Source organism: Amaricoccus macauensis (assembly GCF_014201905.1).
In the GTDB taxonomy this organism is placed as follows: Bacteria; Pseudomonadota; Alphaproteobacteria; order Rhodobacterales; family Rhodobacteraceae; genus Amaricoccus; species Amaricoccus macauensis.
The window spans coordinates 591134-613733 of record NZ_JACHFM010000002.1; the positions used below are offsets into that span (position 1 = coordinate 591134).

Below are 22600 nucleotides of genomic sequence, written 5' to 3' on the forward strand. Positions count from 1 at the left end.
GCCTTCAGACCGCGAGACAGGCGGCGACGGCGCGCTGCCAGCGGTCATAGCGGGACTGGCGCTCAGTGGCGCCCATCGTGGGCTCGAAGCGCCGCTCAAGTGCCCAGCCGCGCTGGAACTCGGCCGGGCCGGGGGCGACACCCGCGCCGAGGGCCGCGAGGTAGGCGGCACCGAGGGCGGTCGTTTCGGTCGATGCCGGGCGGTCGATCTCGGTGCCGAGGATGTCGGCGAGGAACTGCATCGCCCAGTCGTTCGCCGCCATGCCCCCGTCGACGCGCAGCACCTCGGTGCCGCTGGCGCCCCAGTCCTCGCGCATCGCCTCGAGCAGGTCCCGCGTCTGGTAGCCGACGCTCTCGAGCGCCGCGCGGGCAAGCTCCTTCGGGCCGGAGTTGCGGGTGAGCCCGAAGACCGCGCCGCGGCAGTCGGGGCGCCAGTAGGGCGCGCCGAGGCCGGTGAAGGCCGGGACGAGGACGACATCCTGCCCGGGGTCGGCGGCCTCGGCGAGCCCTTGGGTGGACTGGGAGGTCTCGATGACGCCGAGGCCGTCGCGCAGCCACTGGACGACGGCCCCGGCGACGAAGATCGAGCCTTCGAGGGCGTAGGTCGGCTCGCCGTCGAGCTGATACGCGATGGTGGTGAGGAGCCGGTGCTTCGAGGTGACGCGCTCTCGCCCGGTGTTGAGCAGCGCGAAGCAGCCGGTACCATAGGTCGATTTCAGCATTCCGGGCGAGAAGCAGGCCTGACCGACGGTCGCGGCCTGCTGGTCGCCGGCGACGCCGCGGATCGGGATCGCCCGGCCGAAAAGCCCGGGCTCGGTCGTGCCGAAGTCGCCGGCGCAGTCGCGCACCTCCGGCAGGAGCGCGAGCGGGATGCCGAGGATGCCGCAGATCTCCGCGTCCCAGCCGCCGTTTCCGATGTTGTAGAGCAGCGTGCGCGCGGCGTTCGTCGCGTCGGTCGCGTGGACGCGGCCGCCGGTCAGGTTCCAGATCAGCCAGGCATCGACGGTGCCGAAGGCGAGCTCGCCCTTCTCGGCCCGTGCCCGCGCGCCGGGGATGGTGTCGAGCAGCCACTTGAGCTTGGTGCCGGAGAAGTACGGGTCGATCAGCAGGCCGGTGCGCTCGGTCAGCATCGCCTCATGGCCGGCGTCGCGGAGGCCGCCGCAGATGTCCGACGTGCGGCGGTCCTGCCAGACGATGGCGTTGTGGAGCGGCGCGCCGGTGGCGCGGTCCCAGAGGAGGGTCGTCTCGCGCTGGTTGGTGATGCCGATCGCCGCTACCTCAGAGGTCTCGATGCCGGCCCTGGTGATCGCCGCGCGCGTAGTGCGGACCACGGTCGACCAGAGATCGGCTGGATCGTGTTCCACCCAGCCGGACGCCGGGTAGTGCTGCGGGAATTCTTCCTGCGCGGTGGCGCGGGCAGCAACACCGCCGGCGGGGTCGGTGGTGAAGACGATAGCGCGGGTCGAGGTCGTGCCCTGGTCGATGGCGAGGATATAGGTCATGCGCGGCCCGCGATGTGAATTGGAAGAAGGGAGGCGGTGCTTTCCAGCGCCTCCCGGAGTCGTCACTTCTGCCAGGACTTGATCAGCTCGTCATAAGAGACGGTCTCGGCCTTCGGGTTCTCGTCGGCGAGCGGGCCGACGGGTGCGCCGGGCTGGTCGATCCAGTACTGCGCGTCCTGCTCCTCGTTCATCTTCGGCCCGAGGTCGCCCTGGACGCCGGCGCGCTCGAGACGCTCCAGCACCTTTTCCTGTTCGGCGCAGAGCGAGTCGAGCGCCTCCTGCGGGGTCTTCGCCCCCGACATGGCGTCGCCGATGTTCTGCCACCAGAGCTGCGCCAGCTTCGGATAGTCGGGAATGTTCGTCCCCGTCGGCGACCACTGCACCCGCGCGGGCGAGCGGTAGAACTCGACGAGGCCGCCGAGCTCCGGCGCGCGCTCGGTGAACGACTTGTCGTGGATGGTGGAGTCGCGGATGAAGGTGAGACCCACGTGGCTCTTCTTCACGTCGACGGTCTTCGAGGTGACGAACTGGGCGTAGAGCCAGGCCGCCTTGGCGCGATCCTCGGGCGTCGACTTCATCAGCGTCCAGGAACCCACGTCCTGATAGCCGATCTTGGTGCCTTCCGACCAGTAGGCGCCGTGCGGGCTCGGCGCCATGCGCCACTTCGGCGTGCCGTCGGCGTTCATCACCGCGAGGCCGGGCTTCACCATGTCGGCGGTGAAGGCCGTGTACCAGAACATCTGCTGGGCGATGTCGCCGCGTGCCGGGACCGGTCCGGCTTCGGAGAAGGTCATGCCCTGCGCCTCGGGGGGCGTGTACTTCTGCAGCCACTCGATGGCCTTCGTCACCGCATAGACCGCCGCCGCGTCGTTGGTGGCGCCGCCACGGGTCACGCAGGAGCCGACGGGACGCGAGTTCTCGTCGACGCGCACGCCCCACTCGTCGACCGGCAGGCCGTTCGGCTCGCCCTTGTCACCCATGCCCGCCATGGACATCCACGCGTCGGTGTAGCGCCAGCCGAGCGAGGGGTCCTTCTTGCCGTAGTCCATGTTGCCCCAGGCGCTCTTCGGGCCGCCCTCGATGTAGGACATGTCACGGCCGGTGAAGAACTCGGCGATATCCTGATAGGCCGTCCAGTTCACCGGAACGCCGAGCTCGTAGCCGTACTTCGCCTTGAAGTCGTCCTTCGTCTTGGCGTCGTTGAACCAGTCGTAGCGGAACCAGTAGAGGTTCGCGAACTGCTGGTCGGGGAGCTGGTAGAGTTCCTTGTCCGGCGCGGTGGTGAACTTCAGGCCAATGAAGTCGGGCAGGTCGAGCGTCGGGCTCGTCACGTCCTTGCCTTCCTCGGCCATCCACTTCGTCAGATCGCGCGCCTGCTGATAGCGCCAGTGGGTGCCGATCAGGTCGCTGTCGTTGATGTAGGCGTCATAGATGTTTTCGCCGGTCTGCATCTGGGTCTGCAGCTTCTCGACGACGTCACCCTCGCCGATCAGGTCGTGGGTGATCTTGATGCCGGTGATCGCGGTAAAGGCCGGCGCCAGCACCTTCGATTCGTACTCATGGGTGGTGATCGTCTCGGAGACGACCTTGATGTCCATGCCGGCGAACGGCTTCGCCGCATCGACGTACCACTGCATCTCGGCTTCCTGATCGGCGCGGGTGAGCGACGACAGATCACCGATTTCCTTGTCGAGGAAGGCTTTCGCCGCCTCCATGTCGGCCCAGGCCGGGGCGCCCGTCACCATCAGCGCGAGCGCAATGGCGGTCAATGTCCGTCCGGTTCTCACAGGAATCCTCCCTTTGGCTAAACGCCTGACGAATCTGGTCTTGTCATTGCCGGGGGCAGGGGTCCGCCCCCGGGTCTTCGGTATCGCCTAGACCCAGCGGAAGACCGCTGTGGCGTAGACGAGGCACAGGACAAGGCCTCCCCAGAGCGGCAGGCCGTCGACGCCGAAGGCGTAGAGCCAGCCGAGGCAGATGAAGGCCGAGCCGAGCAGCGAGATGAAGAGCCGGTCGCCGCGCGTCGTCTCGATGCGCAGGATGCCGAGCCTCGGCGTCTCGGGATAGCGCAGCGCGAGCAGCGTCATCAGGGCGAGGAGCGCCGCGATCGCGAGGAAGAAGGCCGCCACCGGGAAGCTCCAGGCCATCCACCCGCGCTCGACGAGCTGGCCCGTCCACTCGCGCCCGTCGTCGCCCGAGGGAACCGCCCGGACGAGGAGGCCGAGCACCACGGCGAAGACCACCGCCACGACGGCCGAGACCGTCCCCCAGCGAGCCGAGCCCATCACACCCTCCCCAGGGCGAAGCCCTTGGCGATGTAGTTGCGGACAAACCAGATGACGAGCGCACCGGGCACGAGGGTCAGGACGCCCGCCGCCGCGAGCACGCCCCAGTCCATGCCGGACGCCGAGACGGTGCGCGTCATCACCGCGGCGATCGGCTTGGCGTTCACCGCCGTCAGCGTGCGGGCAAGCAGCAGTTCGACCCACGAGAACATGAAGCAGAAGAATGCCGCGACGCCGATGCCCGAGGCGATGAGCGGCATGAAGATCTTCACGAAGAACCGCCCGAACGAATAGCCGTCGATATACGCGGTCTCATCGAGCTCCTTCGGCACGCCCCGCATGAAGCCTTCGAGGATCCAGACCGCGAGCGCCACGTTGAACAGGCAGTGCGCCAGCGCCACGGCGATGTGGGTGTCGAAGAGCCCGACCGAGGAATAGAGCTGGAAGAAGGGCAGGGCGAAGACTGCCGGCGGTGCCATGCGGTTTGTCAGCAGCCAGAAGAACAGGTGCTTGTCGCCCATGAAGCTGTAGCGGCTGAAGGCATAGGCGGCCGGCAGGGCGACGGCGACAGAAATAACCGTGTTCATCGCAACATAGATGATCGAGTTCACGTAACCCATGTACCAGCTCGGATCGGTGAGGATCGTGTGGTAGTTGGCGAACGTCAGCGTCTGCGGAAACAGCGTGAAGGTCTGGGTGATCTCGGTATTGGTCTTCAGGCTCATGTTCACGAGCCAGTAGATCGGGATCATCAGGAACAGCAGGTAGAGCGTCATGACGAGTGGCGAGTACTTCAGTCTCATCGCGCGCTCTCCTCTTTGTCCATGTTTGTCATCACGGTGTAGAAGACCCAGGAGACCAGCAGGATCACGAGGAAGTACATGAGCGAGAACGCCGCCGCCGGGCCGAGGTCGAATTGTCCGACCGCCATCTTCACGAGGTCGATCGAGAGGAAGGTGGTCGAGTTGCCCGGACCGCCGCCGGTGACGACGAAGGGCTCGGTATAGATCATGAAGCTGTCCATGAAGCGCAGCAGGATCGCGATCATCAGGACGCCCTTCATCTTCGGCAGCTCGATGTAGCGGAAGATCTTCCAGCGGCTGGCCTGATCGATCTTCGCCGCCTGATAGTAGGCCTGCGGGATCGACTGGAGCGCGGCATAGCAGAGCAGCGCCACGAGGCTCGTCCAGTGCCAGACGTCCATGACGATGATGGTGAGCCAGGCGTGGAGCGGGTTCGCGGTATAGTTGTAGTCGATGCCCAGCGACCAGAGGAAATGTCCGAGCAGCCCGATGTCCGGGCGTCCGAAGATCTGCCAGATGGTGCCCACGACGTTGAACGGCACGAGCAGCGGCAGGGCCATGACGACGAGGCAGAACGACGCCCAGAAACCCTTGTGCGGCATGTTGAGCGCCACGAAGATCCCGAGCGGCACCTGAATGGCGAGGATGATCGCCGAGAAGAGGACATTGCGCCCGAGGGCCGCCCACAGGCGGTCGGAATGCAGCATCTCGTCGAACCACTCGAGCCCGGCCCAGAAGAACTGGTTGTTGCCGAACGTGTCGTTGACCGAGTAGTTCACCACCGTCATCAGCGGGATCACCGCCGAGAACGCCACGATGACGAGCATCGGCAGGACCAGAAACCATGCCTTCTGGTTGACGGTCTTTTCCATCAGGCGGCCTCCCCCTCAACCCGCCAGTCGTCGGCGTAGACGTTGATCTTTTCCGGCGCGAAGCTCACGTGCGGCGCGCCGGAGGGCAGCGGCGCGCCCTCTTCGGCGATGACGTTGAGCGGCTGGCCGAACAGCTCGGCGCGCACGATCCGGTGGCGGCCCACGTCCTCGATGCGGCGGATCGTCACCGGCAGGCCGGGGCCGTCGGTGAGGGTCACGTACTCCGGCCGGATGCCGATCCGGGTGCGCCCGGTCAGTGTCCCGTAAGCGGCGCCAAGGGCCACGGTGGCGTCGCCGATGCGGGCGCGGGTGCCCTCGATCCCGGCGTCGATCAGGTTCATCCCCGGCGAGCCGATGAAGTAGCCGACGAAGGTATGCGCCGGCCGCTCGAAGAGTTCCTGCGGCGTGCCCATCTGCACCACCCGGCCCTCGTGCATGACGACCACCTGATCGGCGAAGGTCAGCGCCTCGGTCTGGTCGTGGGTGACGTAGATCATCGTGTGCCCGAACTCCCGGTGCAGCGTGCGAAGCTGGGTGCGGAGCTCCCACTTCATGTGCGGGTCGATGACCGTCAGCGGCTCGTCGAAGAGGATCGCGTTCACGTCGCGCCGCACCATGCCGCGGCCGAGGCTGATCTTCTGCTTGGCGTCGGCGGTGAGGCCGCGCGCCTTGCGGTCGAGGACCGCCTCCATGCCGATCATCTCCGCGATCGCCTGAACCCGGGCCGCGATGTAGTCGGGGTCCATGCGGCGGTTCTTCAGCGGGAAGGCGAGGTTCTCGCGCACGGTCATGGTGTCGTAGACCACCGGAAACTGGAACACCTGCGCGATGTTGCGGGCCTCGGGGGCGAGATCGGTCACGTCCTTGCCGTTGAAGAGCACCTGGCCCTGCGACGGCCGGATCAGACCGGAGATGATGTTGAGGAGCGTGGTCTTGCCGCAGCCCGAGGCCCCGAGCAGCGCGTAGGCCTGTCCGTCCTGCCAGACGTGATCCAGTTCCTTCAGCGCGAACTGCGAGTCCTCGGTCGGCCGGGGAAAGTAGCTGTGGGCGAGGTGCGAGAGGGTGATTTCAGCCATGATTCAGGCCGCCAGCGCGTAGGCGGCGGGCGCGGCGAGCCGGCCGTCGGCGTCGAAGAGATAGATGTGGGCCGGGTCGACCCAGACCGTAAAGGGCTCGCCCGCGGGCAGTTGGTGAACGCCCTTCACCAGCCCGACGAATGCCTCCGGTCCGTGGGCGAGATGCAGGAAGGTCTCCGACCCGGTGATCTCGTTGCCAGTCAGCACGCAGTCGAAGGCGACGGCATCGCCCCCATGCCGGGTCACGTCGAGATGGTTCGCCCGGAAACCCGCGCGATAGGTCCCGTCGGGGATCGTCGCGAGCGGGCCGGTCGCGGTGACGGCCTGACCATTTCCGAACGCGACCTCGGTGCCGTGCTTGCGGCAGGCGACGAAGTTCATTGGCGGATCGCTGAAGACCCGGGCGGTGGTGGCGTCCTTCGGCTGGCGATAGACCGTGGGGGTCGGGCCGAACTGGGTCACGCGGCCCTCCCAGAGTGTTGCGGTGTTGCCGCCGAGCAGGAGCGCCTCCTCGGGTTCCGTGGTGGCGTAGACGAAGATGGCGCCGGACGCCTCGAAGATGCGCGGGATTTCGACGCGCAGTTCCTCGCGGAGCTTGTAGTCGAGATTGGCCAGCGGCTCGTCGAGCAGCACGAGCCCCGCGCCCTTCACCAGCGCGCGGGCGAGCGCGCAGCGCTGCTGCTGGCCACCGGAGAGCTCGAGCGGCTTTCGCGTCAGCATCGGCGTCAGCTTCAGCATCTCCGCCGTGCTGCGAACGGCGCGGTCGATCTCGGCGCGGGAGTTGCTGAGGAGCCGCAGGGGCGAGGCGATGTTCTCGTAGACGGTGAGCGTCGGGTAGTTGATGAACTGCTGATAGACCATCGCCACGCGGCGCTCCTGCACCGGCATGCCGGTGACGTCCGCGCCCTCCCAGAGGATGCGCCCTTCGGTCGGCCGGTCGAGACCGGCCATCAGGCGCATGAGCGAGGTCTTTCCCGACAGCGTTGGCCCGAGGAGCACGTTCATCGTGCCCTTTTCGAGCGTGAGGTCAGTGGAATGGATATGCGGCTGTCCACGTACCAGACGTGTCACCGCCTCGAGCGCAAGTGCCATCGCCTCCCTTTCGTTGCGCCGCCGGGATCCGTGCCCCGGACGGTCGTCGCTATGCCGCCGGGGTCATTGTCCCGGTTGAAGTCGTTATCTGGCGCACGAACTCGTCGAGCGCCGCGCGTTGTTCGGGTCCGAGCCTGAGGCCGAGCTTGCTCCGCCGCCAGAGGATATCGTCGGCCGTGTGCGCGAATTCGCGCGTGACGAGCCAGCGCACTTCGGCCTCGCTCAATGTACCACCGAAATCGCGACCGAGATCCGCCGCCGTGCCGGCCCCGGCAAGGATCGCCTCCGCCTCGGTGCCGTAGGCCCGGATCAGCCGGCCGGCCCAGAAGTCGGTCAGGAACGGATAGCGCGCCCGGAGCTTCGCGGTGATCGCCGCGACACCGTCCCAGGGGAAGTCGCCCCCCGGCAGGGCCACCCGCGCCGTCCAGTCGCCGCGAGCGCTCGGGAATGCCGGCGCGAGCTTTGCGAGCGCGCTCTCGGCCAGCCGGCGGTACGTGGTTATCTTGCCGCCGAACACGTTGAGCAGCGGCGCGCCTCCGGCGGTGTCGAGGGCGAGCACGTAGTCGCGCGTCGCCGCCGTCGCCGAACTCGCGCCGTCGTTGTAGAGCGGGCGCACACCGGAATAGGTCCAGACCACGTCCTCCGCCGTCACCGGCGTCGTGAAGTAGCGCGAGGCGAAGGCGAGGAGATAGTCGCGTTCCGCATCGGTGATCCGCGCGTCGCCCGGCGCGCCCTTGTGATCCATGTCCGTGGTGCCGATCAGGGTGAAGTCGCCCTCGTAGGGGATGGCGAAGATGATCCGCCCGTCGGTGCCCTGGAAGAAATAGCAGCGGTCGTGGTCGAAGAGCCGCCGCGTGACGATATGACTGCCGCGCACCAGCCGGACGCCGCCGGTCGGGCGGGCATGGGCGACGTTGCGGATCACATCCTCGACCCACGGGCCGCCGGCATTGACGAGCGCCCGGGCGCGGAACTCGCGCCGCCCGGCGGGGCCCTCGGTGACGACGCGCCAGACATCGCCCGAGCGTTCCGCCGAGACGACCCGGGTGCGGGTCAGGATCCGCGCGCCGCGCGCCGCCGCGTCACGGGCGTTCAGCACCACCAGCCGGGCATCGTCGACCCCGCAGTCGGAATACTCATAGGCGCGCCGGAAGCGCGGCTGGAGCGGCTTGCCGGCCGGGTCGGTCGCGAGATCGAGCGTGCGCGTCGCGGGCAGGATCTTCCGGCCACCGAGCGTGTCGTAGAGGAAGAGGCCGAGGCGGATGAGCCAGGCGGGACGGCGCCCCTTCATCCACGGCATGATCCGCCCGAGAAGGCGCGCGGTCGGCGTGTCGCTCTCGAAGCGCATGTCGGGACTGTAGGGCAGCACGAACCGCATGGGCCAGCTGATGTGCGGCATGGCGACAAGCAGCGTCTCGCGCTCCTCAAGTGCCTCGCGCACCAGCCGGAACTCGAAGTATTCGAGATAGCGCAGGCCGCCGTGAAACAGCTTGGTCGATGCCGATGACGTCGCCTGCGCCAGGTCGCCCTGCTCGGCGAGGGTCACCGAAAGGCCGCGTCCGGCCGCGTCGCGGGCGATCCCGCACCCGTTGATGCCGCCACCTATGACGAAGATATCCGTTGTCCCGGCGTCCGCGGACATCCGCGCTTCCTTTCGACGTGTCACGTGGGAGCTAACCGCACGGCGGCGTGCACGTCAATCGCTTGATGTGCGAAAATGTTCGGAATATCGAAAATCGCTTGTTTTCGATCATGTATATGGGGTTGTTTTTGTTCGCTGATGCAGCAAATGGCGGGCGCGGGACCCGAATGCGACCATTCCATAGCAACCTGAGGCAATTGGCGCTTTGCCGTTGACCCCTCACGCGCGAGCGCGCACGTTAAGGACAACAATCGCGCGGAACCGAAGTCATGGCCCTCAGCTTTCGCCAATCGGAGATTCTGGAGATCGCCCGGGGGGATGGGCGGGTGTTCGTCGAGGATCTCGCGCAGCGTTTCGACGTGGCACTCCAGACGATCCGGCGTGACCTGACCGAGATGTCGAACGCCGGGCTCCTTGACCGGGTCCACGGCGGGGCCGTGCCGCGCACCGGCGTCACGAACTTCGGCTACGAAGAGCGGCGCGGCATGAACCAGACCGCGAAGGCCGCCATCGGACGCGCCTGCGCCGCGATGATCCCGAACAACTGCTCGATCATCATGAACCTCGGCACGACGACCGAGGCGGTGGCGCGCGAGCTTCTGAATCACCGCAACATCACGGTGGTGACGAACAACATGAACGTCGCGAACATCCTGCTCGCAAACCCGAGTTGCGACATCATGGTGGCGGGCGGCGCGCTCCGCCGGTCGGACGGCGGACTGGTCGGCGATCTCACCAGCGAATTCTTCGGCGAGTTCAAGGTGGACTACGCGATCATGGGTGTCTCCGCGATCGACCCCGACGGCGACCTGATGGACTTCGATCTCGCCGAGGTTCGCGTGTCACGCGCGATCCTGAAGCAGGCCCGGCAGGCGTTCCTCGTCTGCGACCGTTCGAAGCTCGGGCGTTCCGCGCCGGCGCTGCTCGGCTCGCTGTCGCAGATGGCGATCTGGTTCACCGATCAGGCGCCGCCCGCCCCGCTCGCACGCCGATGCAGCGACTGGGACATGCAGGTGCGCATTACCGAGCCGACCGTCTGACCCGACCGTCTGATATGGCTACCTCGCTGCGGGAATCGGCAAGAGGGTGACGCATCCGGCAAAGAACACGCCGCGATCCGCGCCCATGCTCGGCGGATTGAACAAATGAGGAGGCACGCATGAGATATCGCGCACTGGCCGCCAGCATGATCGCCATTCTTGTTGCCGGACAGGTTCCGGCACAGGCGGCCGAAGCGGAATCCGAGACCTGCGCCACGCCCCGGTTTTCCGACGTGGGCTGGACCGACATCTCTGCGACGACGGCGATCGCGGGGATGATCCTGAAGTCCCTCGGCTACACGCCGAAGATCGACATCCTCTCGGTTGCCGTCACCTACGAGGCGCTGCCGCGCGGGGATGTGGACGTCTTCCTCGGCAACTGGATGCCATTGCAGGACCCGATCCAGCGGCCGCTGGTGGAAGCCGGCAAGATCGACGTGGTTCAGACGAACCTCGAGGGCGCGATCATCGGCCTTGCGGTTCCCAAGGCGACTTACGACGCCGGGCTGAAGACCTATTCCGACATTGCGAAATTCGGCGACGATCTCGGCCTGAAAATCTACGGGATCGAGGCGGGCAGCAGTGCCAACGAGACGATCTCGAAGATGATCGCCGGCGACAAGTTCGGGCTGAAGGATTTCCAGCTCGTCGAGTCGAGCGAGCAGGCCATGCTCGCGCAGGTGCAGCGTGCCGTGAGGTCCGAGAAGCCGATCGTGTTCTTCGGCTGGCGCCCGCATCCGATGAACGTGAACATCGACATGGAGTATCTGACCAACGGTGACGACGTCTTCGGCCCGAACGACGGCGCGGCGGAGGTGCTGACCAACACCCGGCCGGGATACGTCGAGGAATGCCCGAACGTCGGTGCCTTCCTGAAGAACTTCGTCTTCGAGGTCGAGCAGGAGGATGTTCTGATGAGCTACATCCTCGACGACGGCATGACCGCCGACGCCGCCGGCGAGAAGTGGCTGAAGGAAAATCCCGGCGTGATCGATGGCTGGCTCGCGGGCGTCACCACGCGCGACGGCAAGCCGGGCGCGGACGCGGTCCGTCAGGGGCTCGGTCTCTGAGCCGCCTTGCGGGCTGCCGAGGGAGGCAGCCCGTACTCCCGGCGAAACGCGCGGGACAGCGCCGAGATGGATGAGAAGCCCGTCCGCTCGGCGACATCCACCATGGGAAGGCGGGTGTCGAGCACCAGACGGCGCGCCGCCTTGAGGCGCAGCGCGAGGTAGTAGGCGCCCGGCGAGGCGCTGACCGCCTCGCGAAACAGCGTCTCGAGCCGTCGGGTCGAGACGCCGCTCCGGCGCGCGATGGCGCTGACCGGAAGCGGCTGGTCGAGATGCGCTTCCATCACCCGGATCGCCGCCGCAACGCGGGGCTCGCTCTCGCGCAGGCGACCGAGCGAAACGAGCGGCTGCGCTTCCGATGAGGCGCGGGTCTCGTCGTAGACATAGAGGCTCGCCACATCGAGCGCGGTCGAAAGTCCCTGGCGCGCGCGGACCAGCGCCAGCATCAGGTCGAGCGCCGGCATTGCCCCGCCAGCGGTGAAGACCGGTCCGTCGATCACCCAGCGATCGGGCCGCACGTCCGCCAGCGGAAAGCGCGCGGCGAACTCCTCCAGATCCTCCCAGTGCGTCGTTGCCGCCCGGCCATCGAGCAGGCCCGCAAGGCCGAGCACCCACGCCCCGCCCTCGAAGCCTCCGACCATCGTGGCGTGCCGCGCGCCGGTGCGGAAGGCGCGAAGCACGGGCCGGGTCGCGTGGTGCAGCACGTTGAAGGCCGCCAGCACCACCAGCGCATCGCGCCGGCGTGCGGGATCGAACGCACCGTGCACCGGGATCGGCATGCCGCCGCTCGTGACGGGCTGGGAGCCGTCGAGGGAGACGATCTCCCAGCGATAGATCTCGCGCGCCGCGACCCGGTTTGCCGCGCGCAACGGATCGACCGTGGCGGCGAGCGTCATGAGCGACGCTTCGGGCAGGACGAGAAGCGTGATCGAGAGGGGATCCAGCGATGGGGTGAAGAGCATGGTGGTTCGCTCTCTGCAAAGCCAACTGCGCCTGAAGTCAAATAGTGTCGGGCCGGCAGCGTCAAGGTCCATCCAGCACTTCCAGAAGAGGAGCGGCTCCCATGCCGTTGACGCCAAACCGGGACGTCTTCATTACCTGCGCCGTGACCGGCTCGGGCGACACCACCTCGCGCTCGGACAAGGTGCCGGTGACACCGGCCGAGATCGCCGCCGCCGCGATCGAGGCCGCGGAGGCGGGCGCCGCGATTGCCCATATCCATGTGCGCGACCCCGAGACCGGCAAGGGCGCGCGTGACCCGAAGCTCTACGCCGAGGTCGTCGAGCGGATCCGCGACTCCGGCGTCGACGTGGTGCTGAACCTGACGGCCGGCATGGGCGGCGATCTCGTGCTCGGCTCGACCGAGGCGCCGTTTCCGCCGGATCCCTCCGGTACCGACATGGTCGGCGCAACCGAGCGGCTCGCGCATGTGGCCGAGCTTCTGCCCGAGATCTGCACCCTCGACTGCGGCACGATGAACTTCGGCGAGGGCGACTACGTGATGACGAACACGCCCGCCATGTTGAAGGCGATGGCGCGACAGATCCAGGCGCTCGGCGTGCGGCCGGAGATCGAGGTCTTCGACACCGGGCACCTGCTGCTGGCGCAGTGGCTGAAGGCGCAGGGGGTGATCGACGATCCGGTCATGATCCAGCTCTGCATGGGCATCCCGTGGGGGGCCCCCGACGACATCGGCACCTTGAAGGCAATCGTCGACAACGTGCCCCGGGACTGGACCTTCTCGGCGTTCTCGATCGGCCGCAACCAGCTGCCCTACGCCGCGCTCGCGGTGCTTGCCGGCGGCAACCTCCGGGTGGGTCTCGAAGACAATCTCTGGCTCGGCAAGGGCGAACTCGCCACCAACGGTGCGCTGGTGACGCGCGCGGCGGACATCGTGCGCGGCATGGGCTCGCGGCTGCTGACGCCCGCCGAGGTCCGGGCCAATCTGAAACTCGAGCGCAGGTGGTAAGCGGAATGCAGGAAAACCTCCCCAGGAAGGCCGCCTGCATCGGCGGCGGCGTGATTGGCGCAGGCTGGGTCGCGCGGCTGCTTCTCGCCGGGGTCGACGTATCGGTCTTCGACCCTGCTCCGGACGCGGAACGGGTGGTGCGCGAAGTGCTGGCGAACGCCGAGCACGCGACCGCGCGGCTCATCTCCGCGCCGTTGCCGCCGCAAGGCACGCTGAGCTTCGCGTCGAGCATCGAGGCGGCAGTCGAGGGTGCGGATTTCATCCAGGAAAGCGTGCCGGAGCGGCTCGACCTGAAGCGCCGGATTCTCGGAGCGATCGACGCCGCAGCGCCTGCGGATGCGCTCATCGGCTCGTCGACCTCGGGACTGCTGCCCACGGACCTGCAGGCCGAGATGTCCCATCCCGGGCGGCTCTTCGTGGCGCATCCGTTCAACCCGGTCTACCTGCTGCCGCTCGTCGAGCTGGTGGCTGGCGGGCGTACCGCGCCCGAGAGCATGGAGCGCGCCGTGGCGCTCTACGGCGCCATCGGCATGAAGCCGGTGGTGATCCGCCGGGAGATCGAGGCCTTCGTGGGCGACCGCCTGCTTGAGGCGCTGTGGCGTGAGGCGCTGTGGCTCGTCAACGACGACGTCGCGACGACCGAGGAGATCGACGACATCATCCGCTATTCGTTCGGCCTTCGCTGGGCGCAGATGGGCCTCTTCGAGACCTATCGCATCGCCGGCGGCGAGCCGGGGATGCGTCACTTCCTCGCCCAGTTCGGCCCGGCGCTGAAATGGCCGTGGACGAAGCTCATGGACGTGCCGGACCTCGACGACGCATTCATCGAGAAGATCGCCAGCCAGTCGGACGAGCAGGCACAGGGCCGCGGGGTGCGGACGCTCGAACGCATCCGCGACGACAACCTCGTCGGGATCATCCGCGCGCTTGCGGCGGAGCAGGGCGGCAAGGGCTGGGGAGCGGGAGCGCTCCTGCGGGAGCACGAGGCGCGGCTTCGTGCGGCAGCGGAGCCAGCGCCAGCCGGGGAGCCGCTTCGCCTGATGGAGGGCGAGGTCGACGCGGCGTGGATCGACTACAACGGCCACATGACCGAAAGCCGCTACCTGCAGGTCTTCGGGGAGACGACCGACGCGCTGCTTGCCCGGATCGGCGCGGGGGCGGACTATGTGGCGGGCGGGCGGAGCTTCTACACCGTCGAGACCCACATCCGCCATCTCAGCGAGACGAAGCAGGGCGAGGCGTTCCACACCACGACGCAGATCCTCGGCACCGACGCGAAGCGCATCCGTGTCATGCACCGCTTCCACGGCGGCGACGGGACGCTGCGCGCCACGGCGGAGCAGATGCTGCTGCACGTGGACATGGGTGCCGGGCGCGCGTCACGCGCCACGCCGGAGGTGCTTGAGGCGATCGCGGCTATCGCCGGGCCGCAGCGGGCGCTGCCGATCCCGCCGGAGGCCGGGCGGGGGATTTCGGATCTGCGGTAGGGACGACTCGATCCCGGGCCTCGAAGGGGCAGCTTCGGACGTCGCCTCAGGCCTTCAGCCAGCCCGTCAGGTGATCGCCCAGCCGCAGCGCGAGCTGGGTGATCGTGTAGGTCGGGTTGGCATGTCCGGTGGTGGCAAAGACGCTCGACCCGCCGATGAAGAGGTTCGCGAGGTCGTGGACCTTGCAGTCGGCGTCGACGACCCCGGTCTTCGGATCGTCCGACATGCGCGTGGTGCACATGTGATGCTTGCCGCCCACCTCCTCGTCCGGGAACAGCGGGAACTCCGGCGGGTCCTGCAGGAGCCATGGCCGGATCCGGGCACGGCCGATCTGCTGTTCCGCGAGATGCGCCGCGAACGACTTCGCGGCGGTCCGCATCGTGTGGATGTCGAGGTCGGTCAGCCGCCAGTCGAGCCGCACCCGCCGCAGGCCGAAGGCGTCGCGCTCGTCGCCGAGCATCACGCGGCTCTCCGGATTCTGCTGCTGCTCCTGCGCCATGCGCATGGATGCGGTTTGCGGCGAGGGCGAGCCGAGAAGCGTGCGCTCGGTCGCGGTCAGATCCACCGCGGAATCGCGGACGCGCTGGCGGAGATGGATGGCGAACTCCTCGTCGGTGATCTGCTCACCGACCAGCGATGGCAGGTCTGACGGCTCGATCCAGCCGGGTTCGAGCCGCATCCCGAAGTTCAGGCATTTCGCGTCCAGCATGAAAGTCTCGAACGGCGAGTAGAACTCGCGCTCGAGCAACAGCGTCTGCAGCACCACGTCGCCGACGACATAGTGCGGGTGATCGCAGAAGCAGCGACCGACCATGCCCGTGCGGTTGCCCAGGCCCTCGTGCATCTGGCTGTCGAAATTCAGCAGCAGCCGCGCGTTCTCGATGCCGCCGCAGCAGAGCGCATAGGCGCGGGCAGCGACGGTGAAGCCGGTGTCTGCCGGGTCGTAGTTGCGGAAGACCGCGCCCGTGACCCGCGAGAGCACCCCGTCGAGTTGCAGGTCGACGAGGTTCGCGTTGAGGACGAGCGTGATGCGATCGGACGCGGCGATCTCGTCGCGATACTTCTCGCCGAAGCGGGTGGGTGCGCTGAAGCGGAACTGGAAGCGCCGGAAGATGTACTCGTTTTCCTTCATCGGCAGGTCCGGCGCCTCGGTCGCCGACGGCAGATCGAGGATGCGGTCCGCCTCGGCGCGATAGGGATCGAGGTCGAGCTGGGCGATCGGCCAGCCGCTCATCGGGTGGAACGGTCTCGGCTCGAAGTCATAGAGATCGAGAGCCCGCGACCAGCCGCCCCAGTGGTTCGAGGTGCCGCCAAAGTAGCGCAGCCGCGCGGTTTCGAGCTCGAAGTAATCCCGTCCGACATTCTCGCCGCGATAGACGTCCTGGGACTCCTCGGTGATGTCGAAGCCGCCGGCCTCCATGAGCGCCACCGTGGCCCCGGCATTCGCCAGCCGTCGCGCGAGCGTGATGCCGGCGGGGCCGGCGCCGATGACGCACACGTCGAAGCTCTCGGGGAGCTGGCTGCGATCGAGGGTGGCGGCATCAAGAATCATGATGTAATTCCAAGGTCATGGGCAATTGGACTGGCGTTGCCGCCAAGAGCTGCCGGCGCGCGAGATTTAGGGCAAGTCGCGAAGGGAGCCCAGAGGAAACGCGCGGCATGACCTCACGGACGCGTTTTCCGGCTGGTCTCCGCCCGTGCAGTTCTGGCATCGGGGAAGTGCGTGCGCCAAGCCGACCCGGTCAGCCGGACCAGAGGTCTGCACGCGACAGTTGGCAGATGGCCGGGCGGAACCGGTCCCGGGAGGTGCGTTTGGACATTCGGCAGCTGCGCTATCTGATCGCCCTCGTCCGGGAGGAGCACTTCACGCGCGCGGCCGAAGCCTGTCACGTCACCCAGCCGACGCTCTCGGGCCGGATCCGGGCACTGGAGGAGGAGCTTGGCCTTGCCATCGTCGAGCGCGGCCAGCGCTACCACGGCCTGACGCCCGAGGGGGAGCGGGTTTATCGCTGGGCGCTGAAGATCGTCGAGGACGTCGATGCCCTGACCGCTGATGTCGCCATGCTCGCCGCCGAGCCGCGTGGCCGCATGACGCTCGGGGTCATTCCCTCGGCGCTGCCGCTCAGCGCGGCGCTCACCGGTCGGGTGAACGCGCGCTACCCCGGGGTGGCCTTCGAGATCCGCTCCATGACCTCGCGACAGGTCTTGCAGGCGGTCGAGGACTTCCAGATCGACGCGGGTCTCACCTATCTCGGCAACGAGCCGGTGCCGGTCGGCCGGACATGGCCGCTCTATCGCGAGGACTATCGCCTGTTCGTTCGCGCCGACCACGTGCTCGCCGATCGCGCAACGGTGAGCTGGGCCGAGGCGGCGGCGCACCCGCTCGCGGCGCTCACGTCCGACATGCAGAACCGCCGCATCATCGACGCGGCTTTCCTCGAAGCCGGTGCGGCGGTCGAGCCGATGGTGGAGAGCAACTCCGTCGTGGCGCTCTGTTCGCAGATCCTGACCGGACGCGTCGCCTGCGTGCTGCCGGGGTCGTTCCGCGGCATCCTCGGGCCGGGGGTCGCGGCGCCGCGGCTGGTGGAGCCGGAGGTGACCCATGCGGTCGGGCTGGTGGCGCTCGCCCCGGACCCGGAGCCGGTGCTGCTCGCCGCGTTGCGCGAGGCGGCCTTGGGGCTTACGTCCGGATTCATCGACGAGGGCGATGATCTAATAGGATCTGGCAATTTGCAGGGACGGGAGTAGAGGACTACATTTCCTCAAACGGCCTTGAAAGCCGTCGGGAGGAGCAAGCATATGCCCGAGCCAGCGAGCCCGCAGGTTGAGCACGCCATCGCCGTCTGCGCCGCGCACGGCAACGCAGCGTCCGAGCTTATCGAGATTCTGCACGACATTCAGGATGAGGCCGGTTGCGTCGCCGAGGAGACGTTGCCGGCGATTGCCAAGGCGCTGAACCTCGCACGCGCCGAGGTCCACGGCGTCATGAGCTTCTACCACGACTTCCGCCGGGCGCCGGCGGGCCGGGTGCGGGTGCAGCTCTGCCGGGCGGAGTCGTGCCAGTCTCGCGGTGCCTCGGCGCTGATCGAGGATTTCTGTGCGCGGCACGACGTCGCACTCGGGCAGACCTCGCGGGACGGGATGCTGACGGTCGAGGCGGTTTATTGCCTTGGCAACTGCGCGCTGTCGCCGGCGGCAATGGTGAACGGGCGCCTCGTCGGACGGGCCGACGTCGCCCGGCTCGACGCGCTGGTGGCGGAGGCACGCTGATGCGGATTTATGTTCCTGCCGATTCCGCGGCACTTTCTGTCGGTGCCGACGAGACGGCGGCCGCCGTCGACGCGGCCATCGCCGCCCGCGGCCTCGACGCGACGCTCGTGCGCAACGGCTCGCGCGGCATGTTCTGGCTCGAGCCGCTGGTGGAGGCCGAGACGCCCGCCGGACGGATCGCCTTCGGACCGGTGACGGCCGGAGACGTGGACTCGGTGATCGGTGCGATCGTCGACGGGACTGCGCATCCGCTGGCGCTCGGGCTGACCGAGGAGATCCCGTATCTGAAGAATCAGGAGCGGCTGACGTTCGAGCGGGTGGGGGTCACCGACCCGTTGAGCCTCGCCGACTACGAGGCCCACGGTGGGCTCGCCGGGCTCCGCGCCGCGCTCGGCATGGACGGGGCGGCGATCTGCAAGGAAGTCCTCGACAGCGGCCTGCGCGGTCGTGGCGGCGCCGGCTTCCCGGCCGGCATCAAGTGGAAGACCGTGCACGACCTACCCGAGGGGCAGAAGTACATCTGCTGCAACGGAGACGAGGGCGACAGCGGCACCTTCGCCGACCGGATGATCTTCGAGGGTGATCCGTTCCTGCTGATCGAGGGCATGGTGATCGCCGGCATCGCGGTCGGGGCGACCGAGGGCTATCTCTACATCCGCTCGGAATACCCGCGCTCGATCGAGGTCATGAAGCGCGCGGTCGCGATCATGGAAGCGGCCGGCTGGCTCGGCGCCAACGTCGGCGGCTCGGGCCGCACGTTCTGGCTGAAGGTCCGCCGAGGCGCCGGAGCCTATATCTGCGGCGAGGAAAGCTCGATGCTCGAAAGCATCGAGGGCAAGCGCGGCACGGTTCGTTCTAAGCCGCCGATCCCGGCGATCTCCGGGCTCTTCGGGCGGCCGACGGTCATCAACAACGTCCTGACGCTCGCCGCCGTGCCGCTTATCATGGACAAGGGCGCGCAGTTCTATCGCGACTACGGCATGGGCCGCTCCACCGGAACGCTGCCCTTCCAGCTCGCGGGCAACATCGCCCGTGGGGGCCTCGTGGAGAAGGCGTTCGGCGTCACGCTGCGCGAGCTCGTCGAGGACTTCGGTGGCGGCACCGCGAGCGGCCGGCCGTTCCGCACGGCGCAGGTGGGCGGCCCGCTTGGCGCCTACGTCTCGGCCGGGATGCTCGACCTGCCGATGGACTACGAGACTTTCGCCGAGAACGGTGCGATGGTGGGCCATGGCGGGATCGTCGTTTTTGACGACACCGTGGACATGGGTGCAATGGCGCGCTTTGCCTTCGAGTTCTGCGAGATCGAGAGCTGCGGCAAGTGTACGCCCTGCCGGGTCGGCGCGGTGCGCGGCAAGGAAACCGTGGAGAAGATCCTGCGCGGCGAGGACGTGGCGAAGAACGTCGCGCTCGTCGAGGACCTCTGCGAGGTGATGCGCGACGGCTCGCTCTGCGCCATGGGCGGCCTGACCCCGATGCCGGTGCTCTCGGCCCTGAAGCTGTTCCCGGAGGACTTCGACCGGGCGCCCAAGCTGGCGGCGGAATGAGGAGACGGACATGACCATTCACCAGGAAATCCCGCTCGGCCTCCGCAACCTCAAGCTCACGCCGCTCGAGGCCGAGATCGACCGCGGCACGCCGGAGCGCGAAGGCCCGCCGGTGACGCTGATGATCGACGGCGTCACGATCACCGTGCCCGAGGGCACCTCGATCATGCGCGCGGCCTCGCTCGCCGACCGGCAGATCCCGAAGCTCTGCGCCAGCGACAACGTCGAGGCCTGGGGGTCGTGCCGGCTCTGCCTCGTGGAGATCGAGGGCGTGAAGGGCACGCCGTCATCCTGCACCACGCCGGTGCGCGAGGGGATGCGCGTCACCACCCAGAACGCCCGGCTCGAGCGGCTGCGCAAGGGGGTGATGGAGCTCTACATCTCCGATCACCCGCTCGACTGCCTGACCTGCCCGACCAACGGCGACTGCGAATTGCAGGACATGGCCGGCGTCGTCGGCCTGCGCGAGGTGCGTTACGGCATGGACGGGGACAACCACTTCGATGCGGCCCACAAGGTGCCGATCGACGTGTCGAACCCGTATTTCCAGTACGATGCGTCGAAGTGCATCGTCTGCTCCCTCTGCGTCCGCGCCTGCGAGGAAGTGCAGGGCACCTTCGCGCTGACGATCGAGGGCCGGGGCTTCGAGAGCCGGGTGTCGCCCGGCATCCTGTCCGACGACTTCTTCTCGTCCGACTGCGTCTCCTGCGGTGCCTGCGTGCAGGCCTGCCCGACGGCGACGCTTGTGGAGAAGTCCATCGTCGAACACGGCACTCCGCGCCGCGAGGTGATCACGACCTGCGCCTATTGCGGTGTCGGCTGCGCGTTCAAGGCCGAGATGCAGGGCGAGGAGATCGTCCGCATGACGCCGTGGAAGAACGGCGGCGCGAACGAGGGGCACTCCTGCGTCAAGGGCCGCTTCGCCTTCGGCTACGCCACCCACAAGGACCGGGTGCTGACGCCCATGGTCCGCGAGAAGATCACCGATCCGTGGCGCCCGGTCGACTGGGAGGAGGCGATCGGCTTCGCTGCCCGGCGGCTCCTCGAGATCCGCGACGAGCATGGCGCCGGCGCCATCGGCGGCATCACGTCGTCGCGCTGCACCAATGAAGAAGTCTACGTCGTCCAGAAGATGATCCGCGCGGCCTTCGGCAACAACAACGTCGATACCTGCGCCCGCGTCTGCCACTCGCCCACCGGGTACGGCCTGAAGACGACGCTCGGCACCTCTGCCGGCACGCAGGATTTCAAGTCGGTCGACAAGTCCGACGTGATCCTCGTCATCGGCGCCAACCCCACCGACGCGCATCCGGTCTTCGGCAGCCGCATGAAGAAGCGCCTGCGTCAGGGTGCGAAGCTCATCGTCGCCGACCCGCGCCGCATCGACCTGGTGCGCTCGCCGCATGTCCGTGCCGAGCACCACCTGCAACTGCGTCCGGGCACCAATGTCGCGCTGATGAACGCGCTTGCCCACGTGATCGTGACCGAGGGGCTGGTGAACGAGGCCTTCGTTGCCGAACGCTGCGACATGACCGAGTTCGAGCGCTGGCGCGGCTTCGTCGCGGAGGAGCGCAACAGCCCCGAGGCGTTGTCCGAGATCCTGGGCGTGCCGGCGGACGAACTTCGGGCTGCCGCCCGGCTCTACGCCACCGGCGGCAACGCCGCGATCTACTACGGCCTCGGCGTCACCGAGCACAGCCAGGGCTCGACCATGGTGATGGCGATGGCCAACCTCGCCATGGCGACCGGCAACATCGGTCACGACGGCGTGGGCATCAACCCGCTGCGCGGCCAGAACAACGTGCAGGGCTCCTGCGACATGGGCTCGTTCCCGCACGAGTTCACCGGCTACCGCCACGTCTCGGACAAGGAGGTCCGTTCGACCTTCGAAGCCGACTGGGGCGTCACGCTCGACGCCGAGCCGGGCCTTCGGATCCCGAACATGTTCGCCTCCGCCCTCGATGGCTCGTTCCGCGGGCTCTACGTGCAGGGCGAGGACATCGCGCAGAGCGACCCGAACACCCGGCACGTCACCGCCGCGCTGAAGGCGCTCGATCTGCTGATCGTGCAGGATCTGTTCCTGAACGAGACCGCGCTCTACGCCCATGTGTTCCTGCCGGGCACGTCGTTCCTCGAGAAGGACGGCACCTTCACCAACGCGGAGCGGCGGATCAACCGAGTCCGCCCGGTGATGCGCGAGCAGCAGGGCATGAGCGAGTGGGAGACGGTCTGCCGCATCTCCGAGGCCATGGGCTATCCCATGACCTATGAGAACGAGGCCGAGATCATGGACGAGATCGCCCGCCTCACCCCGACCTTCGCGCTCGTCAGCCACGCCCGTCTCGACGCGGAGGGCTCGATGCAGTGGCCGGTCAACGAGGCGCACCCGGATGGCTCGCCGATCATGCACGTGGACGGCTTCGTCCGCGGCAAGGGCCGCTTCATGGTGACCGAGTACGTGCCGACGGAGGAGCGCGCCAACCGGCGCTTCCCGCTGATCCTCACGACCGGGCGCATCCTCAGCCAGTACAACGTCGGCGCGCAGACCCGCCGCACGGAGAACAGCCTCTGGCACCCGGAGGACAGTCTCGAGATCCATCCCTTCGACGCGGAAGAGCGCGGCGTCGCCGATGGCGATCTGGTCGCCATCACGAGCCGGGTGGGCCAGACGACGCTTCGCGCCATGGTCTCCGAGCGGATGCCGCAGGGCGTGGTCTACACCACCTTCCACCACCCGTTCTCGGGCGCGAACGTCATCACCACGGACTACTCCGACTGGGCGACCAACTGCCCCGAGTTCAAGGTGACGGCGGTCCAGGTGATGCCGACCAACCGCCCGTCCGCGTGGCAGGAGGAATACACCCAGACCGCGCCGGGATCGCGGCGGATCCACACGGCAACGGCGGCGGAATGAGGCCCTTGTCGGCCGAAGCGGGGCCTGGCCCTGCAAGC

18 protein-coding genes are annotated in these 22600 nt (G+C 67.8%); 8 read left to right on the forward strand and 10 right to left on the reverse strand.

All coding sequences use genetic code 11. The annotated features are described in order from the left end of the window. Window positions 1-4: 4 nt before the first annotated feature. From glpK to glpD, 8 genes are all read right to left on the reverse strand, one after another. Complete coding sequence (gene glpK / locus HNP73_RS10395; protein WP_184148585.1) at window positions 5-1501, reverse strand: glycerol kinase GlpK; 1497 nt, start codon at window positions 1499-1501, stop codon at window positions 5-7. A 62-nt stretch (window positions 1502-1563) separates the two neighbouring features. After that, on the reverse strand, window positions 1564-3246 hold the full coding sequence (locus HNP73_RS10400; protein WP_184150612.1) for an ABC transporter substrate-binding protein: 1683 nt from the start codon (window positions 3244-3246) through the stop codon (window positions 1564-1566). 129 nt (window positions 3247-3375) lie between these two features. Continuing rightward, a complete protein-coding gene (locus HNP73_RS10405; RefSeq protein ID WP_184148587.1) occupies window positions 3376-3786 on the reverse strand; it encodes a DUF2160 domain-containing protein in 411 nt (136 codons plus the stop codon). Beyond that, the gene (locus HNP73_RS10410; RefSeq protein WP_184148589.1) at window positions 3786-4589 is read right to left on the reverse strand and encodes a carbohydrate ABC transporter permease; all 804 of its coding nucleotides are present in this window, start codon (window positions 4587-4589) and stop codon (window positions 3786-3788) included. The genes HNP73_RS10405 and HNP73_RS10410 overlap by 1 nt, the downstream gene beginning before the upstream one ends. After that, window positions 4586-5461: a carbohydrate ABC transporter permease gene (locus HNP73_RS10415; RefSeq protein ID WP_184148591.1), complete on the reverse strand. Its 876-nt coding sequence runs from the start codon at window positions 5459-5461 to the stop codon at window positions 4586-4588. Before HNP73_RS10415 ends, HNP73_RS10410 begins: the two co-directional genes overlap by 4 nt. Beyond that, window positions 5461-6537 carry an ABC transporter ATP-binding protein gene (locus HNP73_RS10420; protein WP_184148593.1) on the reverse strand — a complete coding sequence of 359 codons (1077 nt, stop codon included), beginning with the start codon at window positions 6535-6537 and terminating at the stop codon, window positions 5461-5463. The genes HNP73_RS10415 and HNP73_RS10420 overlap by 1 nt, the downstream gene beginning before the upstream one ends. Before the next feature lie 3 nt (window positions 6538-6540). Beyond that, window positions 6541-7629: an ABC transporter ATP-binding protein gene (locus HNP73_RS10425; protein ID WP_184148595.1), complete on the reverse strand. Its 1089-nt coding sequence runs from the start codon at window positions 7627-7629 to the stop codon at window positions 6541-6543. Window positions 7630-7678: 49 nt separating this feature from the next. Beyond that, window positions 7679-9271 (reverse strand): glycerol-3-phosphate dehydrogenase, encoded by a 1593-nt coding sequence (gene glpD, locus HNP73_RS10430; RefSeq protein ID WP_184148597.1) that lies wholly within the window; start codon window positions 9269-9271, stop codon window positions 7679-7681. A 269-nt stretch (window positions 9272-9540) separates the two neighbouring features. Between glpD and HNP73_RS10435 the strand changes: the two genes are divergently transcribed. Then, the gene (locus HNP73_RS10435; protein ID WP_184148599.1) at window positions 9541-10311 is read left to right on the forward strand and encodes a DeoR/GlpR family DNA-binding transcription regulator; all 771 of its coding nucleotides are present in this window, start codon (window positions 9541-9543) and stop codon (window positions 10309-10311) included. A gap of 119 nt (window positions 10312-10430) precedes the next feature. Then, window positions 10431-11381, forward strand: a complete 951-nt coding sequence (gene choX / locus HNP73_RS10440; protein ID WP_184148601.1) for a choline ABC transporter substrate-binding protein — start codon at window positions 10431-10433, stop codon at window positions 11379-11381. Here choX and HNP73_RS10445 read toward each other — a convergent pair. Then, window positions 11363-12340, reverse strand: coding sequence for a GlxA family transcriptional regulator (locus HNP73_RS10445; RefSeq protein WP_184148603.1), 978 nt, complete (start codon window positions 12338-12340; stop codon window positions 11363-11365). The two genes, choX and HNP73_RS10445, sit on opposite strands and share 19 nt — an antisense overlap. A 101-nt stretch (window positions 12341-12441) precedes the next feature. On the opposite strand from HNP73_RS10445, the gene HNP73_RS10450 reads away from it, so the two are divergent. Further along, window positions 12442-13347, forward strand: coding sequence for a beta-keto acid cleavage family enzyme (locus HNP73_RS10450; protein WP_184148605.1), 906 nt, complete (start codon window positions 12442-12444; stop codon window positions 13345-13347). A 5-nt stretch (window positions 13348-13352) separates the two neighbouring features. Further along, window positions 13353-14834: a carnitine 3-dehydrogenase gene (locus tag HNP73_RS10455; RefSeq protein ID WP_184148607.1), complete on the forward strand. Its 1482-nt coding sequence runs from the start codon at window positions 13353-13355 to the stop codon at window positions 14832-14834. Between the two features lie 46 nt (window positions 14835-14880). Here the strand turns inward: HNP73_RS10455 and HNP73_RS10460 are convergent, their stop codons facing one another. Next, on the reverse strand, window positions 14881-16386 hold the full coding sequence (locus tag HNP73_RS10460) for a GMC oxidoreductase (RefSeq protein WP_184148609.1): 1506 nt from the start codon (window positions 16384-16386) through the stop codon (window positions 14881-14883). A 260-nt stretch (window positions 16387-16646) separates the two neighbouring features. Here HNP73_RS10460 and HNP73_RS10465 point away from each other — a divergent pair, with 260 nt between their 5' ends. From HNP73_RS10465 to fdhF, 4 genes are read left to right on the forward strand one after another with little or no spacing between them, the layout of a single operon-like run. Then, a complete protein-coding gene (locus HNP73_RS10465) occupies window positions 16647-17582 on the forward strand; it encodes a LysR family transcriptional regulator (protein WP_221288452.1) in 936 nt (311 codons plus the stop codon). Between the two features lie 51 nt (window positions 17583-17633). Continuing rightward, window positions 17634-18104, forward strand: coding sequence for an NAD(P)H-dependent oxidoreductase subunit E (locus HNP73_RS10470; RefSeq protein WP_184148613.1), 471 nt, complete (start codon window positions 17634-17636; stop codon window positions 18102-18104). After that, window positions 18104-19648, forward strand: a complete 1545-nt coding sequence (locus HNP73_RS10475; protein WP_184148615.1) for a formate dehydrogenase beta subunit — start codon at window positions 18104-18106, stop codon at window positions 19646-19648. Before HNP73_RS10470 ends, HNP73_RS10475 begins: the two co-directional genes overlap by 1 nt. 10 nt (window positions 19649-19658) lie before the next feature. Further along, on the forward strand, window positions 19659-22562 hold the full coding sequence (gene fdhF, locus HNP73_RS10480; protein WP_184148617.1) for a formate dehydrogenase subunit alpha: 2904 nt from the start codon (window positions 19659-19661) through the stop codon (window positions 22560-22562). Window positions 22563-22600 lie beyond the last annotated feature (38 nt).

Bases quoted from the DNA above. Each gene is read 5' to 3' on its own strand.
- choX (WP_184148601.1), top strand. From the start codon at position 10,431: ATGAGATATCGCGCACTGGCCGCCAGCATGATCGCCATTCTTGTTGCC.
- HNP73_RS10470 (WP_184148613.1), top strand. From the start codon at position 17,634: ATGCCCGAGCCAGCGAGCCCGCAGGTTGAGCACGCCATCGCCGTCTGC.
- glpK (WP_184148585.1), bottom strand. From the start codon at position 1,501: ATGACCTATATCCTCGCCATCGACCAGGGCACGACCTCGACCCGCGCT.
- HNP73_RS10420 (WP_184148593.1), bottom strand. From the start codon at position 6,537: ATGGCTGAAATCACCCTCTCGCACCTCGCCCACAGCTACTTTCCCCGG.
- HNP73_RS10460 (WP_184148609.1), bottom strand. From the start codon at position 16,386: ATGATTCTTGATGCCGCCACCCTCGATCGCAGCCAGCTCCCCGAGAGC.
- HNP73_RS10415 (WP_184148591.1), bottom strand. From the start codon at position 5,461: ATGGAAAAGACCGTCAACCAGAAGGCATGGTTTCTGGTCCTGCCGATG.
- HNP73_RS10475 (WP_184148615.1), top strand. From the start codon at position 18,104: ATGCGGATTTATGTTCCTGCCGATTCCGCGGCACTTTCTGTCGGTGCC.
- glpD (WP_184148597.1), bottom strand. From the start codon at position 9,271: ATGTCCGCGGACGCCGGGACAACGGATATCTTCGTCATAGGTGGCGGC.
- HNP73_RS10410 (WP_184148589.1), bottom strand. From the start codon at position 4,589: ATGAGACTGAAGTACTCGCCACTCGTCATGACGCTCTACCTGCTGTTC.
- HNP73_RS10445 (WP_184148603.1), bottom strand. From the start codon at position 12,340: ATGCTCTTCACCCCATCGCTGGATCCCCTCTCGATCACGCTTCTCGTC.
- HNP73_RS10450 (WP_184148605.1), top strand. From the start codon at position 12,442: ATGCCGTTGACGCCAAACCGGGACGTCTTCATTACCTGCGCCGTGACC.
- HNP73_RS10425 (WP_184148595.1), bottom strand. From the start codon at position 7,629: ATGGCACTTGCGCTCGAGGCGGTGACACGTCTGGTACGTGGACAGCCG.
- HNP73_RS10455 (WP_184148607.1), top strand. From the start codon at position 13,353: ATGCAGGAAAACCTCCCCAGGAAGGCCGCCTGCATCGGCGGCGGCGTG.
- HNP73_RS10405 (WP_184148587.1), bottom strand. From the start codon at position 3,786: ATGGGCTCGGCTCGCTGGGGGACGGTCTCGGCCGTCGTGGCGGTGGTC.
- HNP73_RS10435 (WP_184148599.1), top strand. From the start codon at position 9,541: ATGGCCCTCAGCTTTCGCCAATCGGAGATTCTGGAGATCGCCCGGGGG.
- HNP73_RS10400 (WP_184150612.1), bottom strand. From the start codon at position 3,246: ATGGTGACGGGCGCCCCGGCCTGGGCCGACATGGAGGCGGCGAAAGCC.
- fdhF (WP_184148617.1), top strand. From the start codon at position 19,659: ATGACCATTCACCAGGAAATCCCGCTCGGCCTCCGCAACCTCAAGCTC.